Genomic DNA, 11,762 nt, shown 5'->3' with positions numbered 1-11,762 from the left:
AGGGCAATGGCGGTGGCCACGGTGGCGGAAACGGCGGCGGCCATGGCGCAGGCGTTGGCGGCGGCCGCAGCGGCTCGGATCACGCCGGCAAGTCCACCAGCAATGGTCACGGCAAAGGACTGGCCAGCGACCATGCGGGCAAGGCCACACGTAACCATGGCACCAGCGGCAATCACTATGGCAGTGAGCGCAACGATGATAACGGGCATGGCACCACGACTTCCGGCATCGCCCAATCCAAAGATACCCGTGGCATCAGCAAAGCCCGGGCCATTTCGGCCTCGACGCCGGGTGACCACAATGCGAAAGGGTTGAGCAACGCTGGCTCGAAGAAATCCCATTAAGCAAGCGCAGGCAACTGAAAAAAAACCGCAGCGATGCGGTTTTTTTATGCCCGAAATAAAGTCACTGTGCGAAGGGTTAAACTGGCGGCGTCTTTTTTATCACCAGGGAATGGAAATGACACTGACAGCCGAAACACTGGTCAGCATCGCGATGACCAATCCAGTCAATGCTCAAATCACCTCGCGCTTACCTGCGCTCGGCCTGAATCAATGCATGCTCACCGCAGGCTGCCTGTTCCAGGCGGTCTGGAATCATCAGTCGCAGCGACCCGCGGACTGGGGCATCAATGATTACGACGTCTTCTACTTCGATACGGACCTGTCCTGGGAGGCCGAGAATGAGGTTATTCACTCGGCTCAGCGTGTGTTCCAGGACCTCGACGTCAACATTGAAATCAGGAATCAGGCCCGCGTTCACCTTTGGTACGGCCAGCGTTTTGGCAAGCCTTATCCCGAGCTTCAGTCAGCTAAAGACGGGATTGATCGTTACCTGGTTGCGGGTACCTGTATCGGATTGGACGTTGAAACGGGCGAGGTCTATGCGCCTAACGGTCTGACGGACACGGAACAGGGGATACTGCGCATCAACCCGAAAAATCCACAGCCGGACTTGTTTGAGCAGAAGGCGAAAAGCTATCAGGCCCGCTGGCCCTGGCTCAGGATTCTTGCGGCTTGAGTGACGCCTTCACGGCGACATAAAGTCGCGAATCGCCGCAATCGTCTGCTTCGGCGCCTCTTCCATCAACCAATGTCCGGCCCCCGGTATTACCACTTCCGTGACCTTGTTCGCTGCGTTGCGCATCACGATGGCCTCGTTACTCCCGAATGACTTTTCACCGCCAACAGCCAGCACTGGCATGGTCAGCCGCGTCGCCATCGAGGCCTTGTTGTCGACTTCATCCTGACGAATGCTGCGAAATTGCGCGAAGGCGGCATGCATGTAACCGGGGCGGGCATAGAGCCTGGCGTAGTGCTGGCGGATCTCTTCGTCGATCTTGGCCGGATCCCCCGCGAACTCATCCCAGAAACGATCCAGATAGATGCGCTCACGCCCGGCGACCAGCCGCTCCATATCCGCCCCACCAAAGTCGAAATGCCATAGCATCGGCGAGCGGACAATCTCGTTCCAGGGCGGAATGCCCGGCACGGGCGCATCCATCACCACCAGGCGATCGGTACGTTCGGGATAACGCGAGGCATAGGCGAAAGCGACCATGGTGCCGATGTCGTGGCCGATGACCACCGAATGTTCGATCTTCAACGCATCCAACACCCCACGAATATCGCCGGCCTGGGTCTTCTTGTCATAACCGCCCTCCGGAATCGACGACAACCCCATCCCGCGCAGGTCCGGCACCACCACCGTATGATCCCGTGCCAGATCGGCGGCCAGTGGCGCCCACATGTCGCCGGTGTCGCCGAAGCCGTGCAACAGCACTACGGCCGGGCCTTTGCCGCCGACTCGCACGTGCATCGTGACGCCATCGACCGGGATGTCCTGAATGCGGAAAGAGGCAGGGAATGGCGTCACCGCCGCCTGTGCTGGGAGGTTTAAAGCGATCAGTGTCAATGCGGTCAAAAGGAGGCGGGTCATGGTGATTTCCAGAGATGTGGAAATTGCTGGAGTGCGCTGCGCGGTGAGATTTGCCTGAAAGCGGCGCGTCTTCTGGCAAAGGTCAGATCTTGATTGGGTGAGCGTAGACCGTTTGGATGAAAGCGTTGCTTCAGGTCGTAATGACCTTGGCCCTCCCACTTATCGTTCTTGTGGACACCGGAAAGGCGTATTGCCATTATTGTGTCTCACGTATTTGAAAGGGACTTTTTCATGCGCAAGCTGCTTTTTCTGGTGATGCTGGCTGTGGTTGTAACGGGTTGTTCTAGCCGTAAAGATTTCTACGCAACCGGCGGAAGCCGGGCGGACGGCTCGATCGATATGGCTTACGATTTCAAACCCTTTGAGACACCGATCGTTGACTATAAACAAGCTGAGTCAATCGCAAACAGTAAATGTGCGGTCTGGGGTTATAACCGCGCCGAGCCATTTGGTGGGCAAACGCAGAACTGCCAGGTACGTGACGGCTGGGGTAACTGCACCGCTGGTCAGATGATTGTGAAATATCAATGCATTGGAAACATCACGCCAGCTAATCAGGCTTCGGCTTCGACACCAACCACTGTTCCAGTTGAAATGCTTACACCTGCTCAATATAAAGACGCGAGATTGAAAGCATTGATGGATCAGAATCTTCCCTATGCCGAGTATCAGAAGCAGTATCAAGCGATCATGGCTGAATAGTTTGTTCAATTTGTCTTAAGGGCGGCTCAACTTTCCGCGGCTACTTTCTGGATTTCGAAATACACCTTTGGGAAGTGGCTTGGGGTCCGCAAATGCTGCTGTAATGAGTGCCGGCAATTTCTGTCATTGAGCATCTCATGAGCAATCACTTCCCGATCAAAAACCCGCAATAGTTGCGGGTTTTTTTGTGCTTGAAACAGGGTCACTGTTGCTTAGGCACTTCAAACCCCCGCTGCTCGATCACCCCAAACACATCCCGCACATCCTGAAGCAGAATCCTGGCGATGTTGGTGACGGTATTTACGTCGTTTTCGGCGTAGTCGGGGAGGCTGGTGCAGGCCATGAGATTGAGGTACTGGAGGACGGCGTTCAGGCGTTCGCTGACGCAGTTGTGCAGTTCGCGGATGGGGGCCTGGTTGTCGATGAGGAGGACGGGGTAGTCGGTGGCGATTTGTTTCATGGGGATGAAGCGGCGTGGCGGCTGATTCGATGTCATAAGGTTCGATTCTTTATTGGAGGGAAAGAACTGCCACCGTTCTGCTGCGAATCAAAATGGGTGGCAACTGTGCGCGGGTTCGCAGACCAAGAAAAGAATCAAACTCGGCAGACCGGAAGGTCTCCCACGCACAGCCGCCATAAAGTGGAATGCAGGCGTGTAGGCCTGGCTGTCTATGACGGTGCAGGATGATTCTATTCTGTAAGGCTGCGAAACCCTATCGCTAACTGCGGTCAGCGAGGACCCACAATAAGAGTCGATTTGGGTGCCTTCAACCCGGTCACAGCCGCTGTGTAGGACCATGCGCGGTCATTGTGGTGAGGGGATTTATCCCCGTTCGGTGGCGCAGCCGCCGTAAAACCGGGCACTCGGATTTGTCTTAGGAAGTTGGCTAGCAGGGTTTGGGGCCGCTTCGCGATCCAACGGGGATAAATCCCCTCGCCACAAAGAGACATGTCCTACATATTTTGCAGGCGTGCAGATTGAACGTTCGTCGGATGTCAGGTTGCTATCAGTGCAATTGCCTCCCGATCTCATCACGGGTGCTACGCTTGGTCGTTGCAACGCTCGGGGCTGTTCCAGGCTCGAGCGTATCCACGGAAGTACGACATCTATTCCTGTCGACAACCTGCACGGAGGCAGGCGATGGTGATCAATCGAATGGTCGATTCGAGTGCGGCGCAGGTTCCCGAGCCCCTCGATCGTGAAGAGATGGAGCGGGTGCTGGCGTCGTTGCTGGCCAGCCCGTTGTTTGCCAAGTCCAGGCGGATGGGCAGTCTGTTGCGTTTTCTGGTCGAACACGATCTGCAATCTTCGAGTACGCCTCTGACCGAACACGCCATCGGCATCGCGGTGTTTCGGCGTGATCCGGCGGTGTATTGCACCGGTGACGATCCGGTGGTGCGGGTGCAGGTCGGAAGGTTGCGGCGCAAGCTCGCCGCGCATTACGCCACCAATGGCCAGCAAGACCCAGTGCGTTTGAGCATACCGCCTGGTTGTTATCGCCTGGCCTATGAGCGGCTGCGGCCCAAGGGGATTGGCGCTCGCCACCCTGTGCTGCAGATTCAGCCGTTTACCTGCATCACCCGCGATGGCGATGACTTCACCCGAGGCTTGTGCGAGGAGTTGAGCTGTCGGTTGTTCGAGTCGTTCGAGCAGGCGCAGACCGGGACCAATCATGTGTTGATGCGGGTGGCGCGCAGCAGCGTCCAGGCAACGGACCCCAAGCGCGGCGGGCGTTACAGCTATTGTCTGGAAGGCAGCGTGCGGGTGGAACCGGCCCGGGTGCGGGCGTCGTTGCGGCTGGTGGATGTGGCGCAGGGCAGGATTCGCTGGTCGGCGCAGTTCGATCGCAATCAGCCGTATGGCATTGCGACCCAGGAGGATTTGGCGGAGTCGATTTGTCTGTCGCTGGCGGGGTATTTTGCCCAAGGGGCACTCGATGAATAAAAGGGGCAACCGCGAGGTTGCCCCGGCGTGACGGTTATATGGTTTTCCATTCACCGCCTTCGTAAAGACGGGCGGCATCGTTAGCGAAAGTCAGGTCGATTTCGATCGACTTGGAGCGTGAGGTACTGAACATGGTGCTGGTCTGCACGTTCTGTTCGAACCACACGAGGATGGTCTCGACGGGGGTCAGAACGGTATTGCCGGTGACCACTTGGTTAATGGCAACGTAGATGGGTGTGCTGACCTGATTGCCGTCAATGCCAGTGGACAATTGATTGACCCCTGGGTGAATGGGCGCGTAGTTGTTCACGAAGGTGAAAGAGTCGGAAGGGCCACCCGTGGTTGCCGGCCCCAGCAGGCCGGCGCTGTCGAGTATCGAGGTTTGTCCCAGGCCAATGTTGACGATGTTGGTCGAAACGTTGACTTGCACATTGTCCTTGAAAACATTGGAGGCGAACAATTGATACTGGGGCGTCCAGCTGAACTGGTTGTTGCTCAGGTAGGCGTCATAGGACTGCCAGACCACGTTGTAGTCTTCGGTCCCCACTTTCTTGGCAAAGCACAACTTGTATTTGTTCTGTTTCAGCAGGGTCAGGTCCGCTGAGGCGATCTCGATCGTGACGACTTTTTGCGTGGCCGCCAGGGTCGACGTCAACACCTTGGCATAGTCCGACGTTTTCAGTTGCGTAGCACCCATGATCGATTTGACTGCATCTTGCACGTCGTCGTGAAGCTGCTTGCTGTGTTGTTGGCTGACAGCTATTGATTTGCTCATGGTTTCCCTCTTCCTTGGTGGTGTGTTGGGCAATCAACGGGCGGCGGGCAATCAGCCCTGTCGATCCATTGAGGGCTTCACTCTAGGTATAGGGGGCAGGGTGGCTAAGTGTCTTGGCGTTACAGGCGGGTAACGGTGCTGTATCAACGCTGGGCTTTACAGGGCGAAACAGCGGGACGGTTGCTCGACCGCCCCGCTGTGGTCATCAGGCGGCCGTACTTTTGGCCGATGCGTCGGCCCAGACGAAGTTCCAGCTGGTGCGCTTGCCCTTGGCAATGTCGATCAGCTTGTTCTCATACACCGTGTGATTGACCGTGCCGGTGTAAGTCAGGGTGCGGGCGGCATTGTTCCCGGTCACTTCGCCCGGCTGGCCACCCGACTCGATCATGGCTTTTTTCATGTCGGCTTCCGACGGGGCACTGCTCTGGTTTTTTTCCACTTTGACGAAACTCATGATTTCACCTCTTCCGTGATGGGGGGATCGGCGCAGGGCAGGGCTGACAGCCTCATGACCCTGAAAACCCGCCGAAGGCCCTACTGTATTGACCGGCCCGGCGGTGCAGAAGTGACAAGAGCGGCGCTGAGGTAACAGCCAGGAAACAGCGTCAAACCGTGACGTATCCGGAACGTATCAAGTGCGGTTCAGCGTGTGCGTGTTTCCCTATCTGCTGCTGCAAATAGCGGATTCACCCTGTAAGCGAAGTCATCAATCAGCGTTCAAGGGCTGCGACTTCGTCTTCCAACATGAGTAAGCCCCCTCCACGAAATCGGAAAATTCCTATATCGCGATCAAGTGCAATGAGCGAATCTGGACTTGCAGCATTCATGAGCGGAATGCAGCGAGACCGAGGAGATTGCACGGCGAGCGAAGTGCTCGGCATGTCCAATCAGTGGTTCTAATACTTGTCTGTAAGTTACTTCCGGAATCACGTCTGACTAATCCTACATTGCTTGTAGGTTTTGTCTGTGTAGCGTGTCGGACGGCTCCCGGCCGTATTTTGGGGGTGGTATGGCCACATAATATCGTTCATCGTTGGTTGCCCAAAAAGACTGGCGCGTTTGTATCCAACGGGGATCTTTGATGACCCCCAGCCGGAAGTACATATTCATTTTTGCTGTTCTTAACGACGACCGCTGTTGCGAGTTTGCATGGAGGATTTATGGCTTCAAATAGTTTTCAAAATGAAGTACCCAAGGCTCGGGTCAACATAAAGCTCGATCTTCACACCGGCGGCGCGCAGAAAAAGGTCGAGTTGCCACTGAAGTTGATGGTCATGGGTGACTACAGTAACGGCAGGGAACAGCGTGCGCTGTCTGCACGAAAAAAGGTCGGCATCAACAAGAATAACTTCGATAGCGTATTGGCCGAGTTCTCTCCCGCGTTGAAGCTGTCGGTGGCCAATACCCTGGTCGATGATGTCAGCGATACGTCGGTCGAACTGGATTTCCAGAGCATGAAGGATTTCGAACCCGAGCAGGTTGCCAGGCAGATCCCCCAGCTTCGTGCGCTGTTGGCCATGCGTAATCTGTTGCGCGACCTCAAATCGAACCTGTTGGATGACGCCACTTTTCGTCATGAGCTGGAGCGCATCCTCAAGGACGATGCACAGAGCAACGAACTGCGAGCCGAGTTAGCCGCACTGGCATCGCAATAAGTTCGTTAATTTATCTCGAGTTGGTAAAAAAGGAATTTCCATCATGTCGGTAGAAAGTTCTAACGTGCATTCGCGCGGCGCTACAGTGTTGTCTGAAGAAGGCCAGGGTGTATATGGCGCATTGTTCGGGAAGATCAATTTAACTCCGGTCGAAACATTGGGTGGCATCGAAGTTTTTCAGAACGCCGAGGCACTTTCGGACGTCACTGCCGATGAGCGTGTGACGGCAGCTGTCAGTGTCTTTTTGAAGTTGCTGGAAAAATCATCCCGCAAAGTCGAGCGTCTGGATAAAACCCTGCTGGATGAACATATCGCGTCGCTGGATGCGCAGATCAGCCGCCAACTCGACGCCGTCATGCATCACCCTGATTTCCAGCGCGTGGAGTCAACCTGGCGCGGTGTGAAGTCGCTGATCGATCAAACCGATTTTCGTCAGAACGTACGCATCGAATTGCTGGATATCAGCAAAGTCCATCTGGTACAGGATTTTGAAGACGCGCCGGAACCTGGGTGTCGCCCGCCGAAAATGCAGTGTTCAAGATCACACAGGATGCGCAACTGCCCAGTATGGTTTTCGAGTTCCGAACAGCGTTGACCGGCGATTACAACTGGTCATGGACAATCGAATGGGAAGCGAAAGTCAGCGGGTTAAGGGAGCGCGCCAGAAAAGGCAATGTTTTACAGACTTTCAAGGAATCGGGATCGTTTGTCAGTAACAGCCGTTCATGGACCGTTGGTTTTTCCGAAAAAGTATTGGGCGGCACGCTGACTGTGAAGGTGAGTGTCGGTGCCAAGACATTGACAAGATCCGTAGTGATAAAAGGACAGAATCCCACCGCACAGAGCGTCGCCACTTACATCGCCACCCTTGACGACATGACAGGCTTTGAAAAGCTGTTGGAGCAGGAAACCAATTCCAAGCACTTCATCAACTTCGATAGTGAACCCATCGCTGCATTCGATAAAGATTACGGCATCACGCAAATGACCAACCCGGCACCGACTTATGAGCAGGTGTGGAACTGGAAAGCCAACATTCTGGCGGGTTCGTCCATTTATAAGGAAAAAGTTCGCATTGCCAAGAAGTACCTTGGGCAAGCGGGCAGAACTTATACGGATGATCAGTTGCAGCATGAGGTATTCAGCCGCTGGAACGGCGGTTCTTATCACGAATGGAATACGGCTTCCGCTTCCTGGGTCAGGAAAAAGAACATCTTGTGCGATTCCAATACCGGAAATATCGGTTGGTCGATGGATAAGGAAAAGAACAAGGGCCAGACGGAGACCGAGTTGCGCGAGCGGGATAAAGACACGTACTCGAAAGGTACCAAGGGGCAGTCCGATGAACACCCGTGGGAATACAAGGGGGTGTGTTATGCCGACCATGTGTTGGGTGAATAAGCTCGCAAAAAGTTTGGTTTTGTTATTGCTTGGTCTATGGGTGATCAACCCTGTTTACGCCGGCATCAATACATCATGGGTGAAAAACAATGAGGGGCAGGTACATCTGCGAATGGTCGATGGCACGGCCTATGATCTCAAGGTGATTGCCGATGTAGAAGGTGTGTTTTACGACAGCGATAAGCACCCGGTTGAAGGTGAGAAATATATTTCACTGTTTCAGGTTTCTCCTTCCAACAGTGCACACCCCAGTGGGCTTTGCGGTGCGGGAAGCGAAATCTGGCTTTATGTCTATCAAGTCACCGGCGCGATATTGGTTGAAAAGACAAAAAGATTAGTGAGCAGTTGTTTGCGCTCGATCTCAATGGCAAGTCAGAACTCTGGAGAGCCAGGTCAAGATAGCGACTTCTCTTCTTTGCAGTGGAATTTGCATGGTTTTTCCATTGAGTGGTTCGACAATGTTGATGCGGCGGGGCGACCGCTGTGGCTTTCAAATTTTGTATTGCATGACGGTGACTTTTTACAGCAAGACGTGTTGATTCAAGACAAACCGAAGAATTGATTCACCGATTTATAAAAAGGACTTGGATATGAAAGGCATCATTCGTATAGGCGACAAAAACTCCGGTGGCGGCATTGTGCTTTCGGGGTCTACCGCCAAGCGGTTCGATGGTATCGGTGTCGCTCGTGAAGGCGACCCCGTGCGTTGTCCGATTCCAGGTCACGGCTACACCGTGATCGCCGAGGGGCATGCAGGCTATCGCGACAATGGCATTCCGGTTGCATTCGAAGGCCACCGCTGTGCGTGCGGGTGTGTGTTGATTTCTTCTCTGCCAGCAGCAGGTGCGAACTAGTCATGCCGGTTAGATTGGATCGCGTTCCCGCACCAGCAACCCGACCTGCACGCCCGCGTGTCCTGCTCTGGTTGAGTTTGCTGGCCCTGTTATTGGCATCGGGTATGGGGTCGACGTTTGTATTCGCGACCCAGGCGTTGCGAGAGCAGCCAATGAGTTTCTGGGGCCTGGCATTGGGCATGCCATTGTTGGGTTGGACCGTTCTGGGGTTCGGGCGAATTGCGCTCTACATAGGCCAGCAAAGTGCTGCCGATGGTTGGGATGAAGCGCGCGAAGAGGACATGATCCGCAGAATTCGTCGGGGTCGATGTTCCCAGCAAGTGTTGGGCGTGAGTCTGTACACCGCGCTTCACAATCCAGGAGACGCGCCTGCAACCCAACTGGATGCCGTGCTGAGCGGAACTCAGGCTCTGGTCTTCCAGCCAAGCGCGTTGGGCGAAGGACCTTTGCGTCACACTCGCCTGCAGGGCGCCGCGGATGTCGAGCCTGAAATCGGTCTGCTTCGGGTGCTGACGCAGGTGCTGATCGACCTGGGGCAAATCTTGGCGCAAGTGCCGGGCGACAGGCCACTGGCCCTGATGCTGGAAGTCGATTGCGACTTACCGGAGGGCCTGTTGCAACGGGTGTGGCAGCAGGCATGGCGAGATTCCGGCATCCGCCAATCGACGGTGCCCGTCGAGGGCCGCGGGTTGGCGGCGGTCGATCAGTGGCTCGACCAGCGCATCAACGATCAGGCCTTGTTGCTGGTATTGGTGGTGCAGTTTGCCCTTCCAGAGCCCGAAGGCTCGGCAGAGGTCGCCGTGGGTTTGTTGTTGGGCAACCGTCTGACGCAAACCACCCTGGCGCCGATCGCCTACCTCCATCGTCCTGAGCAGGAGCGCGAGCCCACCGACGCCGACTTGCTCTACGCCACGCGTCAGGCCCTCGACTGGGTACCGTTGGAGGGGCAGTCGATCGAGCAGGTCTGGCGGGTGGGTATAGGGGCGCAACGAACTGCCGCCATGACGTCTGTGTTGCTTGAGATTCCGATACCGGTCGAGTCACCGCGAGGTGTGTGCAACCTCGATGCGTTACTTGGCAATCCGGGAAAAGCCGCGCCCTGGCTGGCCATTGCGGCCGCGACACAAACGATTGAGCGTGGTGCCGGGCCGCAATTCATTTTCAGTGGCGGCGATGACGCAGCCGGGCTCTGGTGCACGGTATTGATGCCGGTAACTCCATTTTCGAAATAGGAGATCTCGAATGCAGTTTCGACGCTCTGTAGGGATAGGTGTTGTGGTGGTAGGGCTGATGCTCTCCGGTCTGGTCTTGGGTGTACTCGTCTGGCGTCATCCCGAGTCGCTGGGGATTGTCTCTGGCAGTGCCTGGCAAACGCTTTGGCTTTCGGTGATATCGGCCACGACCTTCATCGTGGTGATGTTCCTCGGGGGTTATCAGTTGTTGGGGCGTCAGAATGGGCGTTCAAATTATCGTCGGCTTGAAGCGGGTGATGTTAGCCATTCAGTGCAGACGCCCCCGGAAAAATCCGTCGAGACGCAGGCGGCACGAATCATCGCGGCGATCAAAGCCGAGCTGCGCGAACAACACGGCCTGCTCTGGCGCTTCAAAGTTCGCGTATTCCTGGTGGTCGGCGAACCCGAGCAGATCAACGCCATCGCCCCCGGTCTGGACACGCATCATTGGCTGGAAGGCCACGACACTGTTCTGCTTTGGGGGGGCAGCACGCAAAAACCTGTGACCGACACGGTACTGCATCTGTGCCACTGGCTGACCCGCTGGCGCCCGCTGGATGGGGTGGTCTGGGCTCTGAACACGCCCCAAACCACCGACGCCCGGGCCATGGACACCGGCATCCGCCACCTGCAAGCCCTGGCGCGGCGGTTGGGCTGGCAGTTGCCACTGCACCTGTGGCAGGTCTGCGACAGTCAATGGAAGCAAGACCGGCGCCCGACCCAGCCGGCCGGTTGCCGGTTGCCGTCAGCCGCCACGGCGCTGGATGTGGACACCGCGCTGGACAGTCTGGTGGTGCCGTTGCGCAACGCCGGCTGGTTGCAGATGCACGACTCGGTGGATAACGATTTCCTGCTGCGCCTGGCCCGCGATCTGCAGGTCGAGGGCATTGCCCGTTGGCGTCAGGCGTTGGCGCCGTTGTTTCGCATTTTCGCCCGGGGCGTGCCGTTGCGCGGACTGTGGTTCAGCTTGCCGTTGCCGGGCGGGACGTCGGATGCCGGCCGTTTATGGCATGTCACGCCGCCGTGGGACGGCGTACTCGGTGACAAGGCCGTTGAGCGTCAGCGCCTGGGCTGGGGCGCGGTTCGCGTCGGTTACGCCGTGGCGCTGAGTGTCGCGGCGCTGTGGGGCGCCGGGATGTTACTGTCCTTCGCCACCCAGCGCGTGCACATCGCCGAGGTACAAACGGCCGTCACCGTCATGCAACAAGCGCAATCGGGCGACGAACAATTGCTCGCTCTGAACGAGGTCGCCCGTGAACT

At 56.4% G+C, this 11,762-nt stretch carries 13 protein-coding genes and 2 pseudogenes; 11 read left to right on the top strand and 4 right to left on the bottom strand.

Annotated features, from left to right (window positions below; translation table 11 throughout):
• Together FFS64_RS30770 and FFS64_RS30765 are read left to right on the top strand one after the other, a co-directional pair.
• The coding region (locus FFS64_RS30770) for a hypothetical protein (protein ID WP_137808407.1) at window positions 1–344 on the top strand (344 nt) is incomplete at its 5' end.
• Between the two features lie 115 nt (window positions 345–459).
• Window positions 460–1,020, top strand: coding sequence for a nucleotidyltransferase family protein (locus FFS64_RS30765; RefSeq protein ID WP_137808406.1), 561 nt, complete (start codon window positions 460–462; stop codon window positions 1,018–1,020).
• A 9-nt stretch (window positions 1,021–1,029) separates the two neighbouring features.
• Here the strand turns inward: FFS64_RS30765 and FFS64_RS30760 are convergent, their stop codons facing one another.
• Window positions 1,030–1,938: an alpha/beta fold hydrolase gene (locus FFS64_RS30760; protein ID WP_137808405.1), complete on the bottom strand. Its 909-nt coding sequence runs from the start codon at window positions 1,936–1,938 to the stop codon at window positions 1,030–1,032.
• A gap of 231 nt (window positions 1,939–2,169) precedes the next feature.
• Between FFS64_RS30760 and yecR the strand changes: the two genes are divergently transcribed.
• Window positions 2,170–2,640 carry a YecR family lipoprotein gene (gene yecR / locus FFS64_RS30755; protein WP_137808404.1) on the top strand — a complete coding sequence of 157 codons (471 nt, stop codon included), beginning with the start codon at window positions 2,170–2,172 and terminating at the stop codon, window positions 2,638–2,640.
• Window positions 2,641–2,842: 202 nt separating this feature from the next.
• On the opposite strand, the gene FFS64_RS30750 is transcribed toward yecR, so the two are convergent.
• Complete coding sequence (locus FFS64_RS30750; RefSeq protein WP_137808403.1) at window positions 2,843–3,136, bottom strand: fructose-bisphosphate aldolase; 294 nt, start codon at window positions 3,134–3,136, stop codon at window positions 2,843–2,845.
• A gap of 645 nt (window positions 3,137–3,781) precedes the next feature.
• On the opposite strand from FFS64_RS30750, the gene FFS64_RS30740 reads away from it, so the two are divergent.
• Window positions 3,782–4,585 carry a hypothetical protein gene (locus FFS64_RS30740; RefSeq protein WP_137808401.1) on the top strand — a complete coding sequence of 268 codons (804 nt, stop codon included), beginning with the start codon at window positions 3,782–3,784 and terminating at the stop codon, window positions 4,583–4,585.
• Between the two features lie 34 nt (window positions 4,586–4,619).
• Here FFS64_RS30740 and FFS64_RS30735 read toward each other — a convergent pair whose 3' ends face one another.
• Both FFS64_RS30735 and FFS64_RS30730 read right to left on the bottom strand, forming a co-directional pair.
• Entirely contained in the window at window positions 4,620–5,360 is a 741-nt protein-coding gene (locus FFS64_RS30735; protein WP_137808400.1) for a hypothetical protein, read from the bottom strand.
• Between the two features lie 205 nt (window positions 5,361–5,565).
• Window positions 5,566–5,814 carry a hypothetical protein gene (locus tag FFS64_RS30730; protein ID WP_137808399.1) on the bottom strand — a complete coding sequence of 83 codons (249 nt, stop codon included), beginning with the start codon at window positions 5,812–5,814 and terminating at the stop codon, window positions 5,566–5,568.
• 706 nt (window positions 5,815–6,520) lie between these two features.
• Here FFS64_RS30730 and tssB point away from each other — a divergent pair.
• The 7 genes and pseudogenes from tssB to FFS64_RS30695 form a co-directional block, all read left to right on the top strand.
• Window positions 6,521–7,015: a type VI secretion system contractile sheath small subunit gene (gene tssB / locus FFS64_RS30725; RefSeq protein WP_137808398.1), complete on the top strand. Its 495-nt coding sequence runs from the start codon at window positions 6,521–6,523 to the stop codon at window positions 7,013–7,015.
• A gap of 43 nt (window positions 7,016–7,058) precedes the next feature.
• Window positions 7,059–7,520 (top strand): annotated as a pseudogene (locus FFS64_RS30720) (type VI secretion system contractile sheath domain-containing protein); the annotation flags it as partial.
• A gap of 5 nt (window positions 7,521–7,525) precedes the next feature.
• Complete coding sequence (locus FFS64_RS30715; protein ID WP_177498745.1) at window positions 7,526–8,416, top strand: hypothetical protein; 891 nt, start codon at window positions 7,526–7,528, stop codon at window positions 8,414–8,416.
• Window positions 8,391–8,978: a hypothetical protein gene (locus FFS64_RS30710; protein ID WP_137808396.1), complete on the top strand. Its 588-nt coding sequence runs from the start codon at window positions 8,391–8,393 to the stop codon at window positions 8,976–8,978. The genes FFS64_RS30715 and FFS64_RS30710 overlap by 26 nt, the downstream gene beginning before the upstream one ends.
• A gap of 28 nt (window positions 8,979–9,006) precedes the next feature.
• Window positions 9,007–9,270 carry a PAAR domain-containing protein gene (locus FFS64_RS30705; RefSeq protein ID WP_137808395.1) on the top strand — a complete coding sequence of 88 codons (264 nt, stop codon included), beginning with the start codon at window positions 9,007–9,009 and terminating at the stop codon, window positions 9,268–9,270.
• 2 nt (window positions 9,271–9,272) lie between these two features.
• A complete protein-coding gene (locus FFS64_RS30700; RefSeq protein ID WP_137808394.1) occupies window positions 9,273–10,502 on the top strand; it encodes a hypothetical protein in 1,230 nt (409 codons plus the stop codon).
• A gap of 10 nt (window positions 10,503–10,512) precedes the next feature.
• Window positions 10,513–11,762: pseudogene (locus tag FFS64_RS30695) on the top strand (type VI secretion protein VasK); the annotation flags it as partial.

It is taken from the genome of Pseudomonas sp. G(2018) (genome assembly GCF_005502415.1).
Lineage (GTDB): Bacteria > Pseudomonadota > Gammaproteobacteria > Pseudomonadales > Pseudomonadaceae > Aquipseudomonas.
Note: the sequence above shows the minus strand (reverse complement) of the source record. Positions and strands in the feature narration are given on the sequence as shown.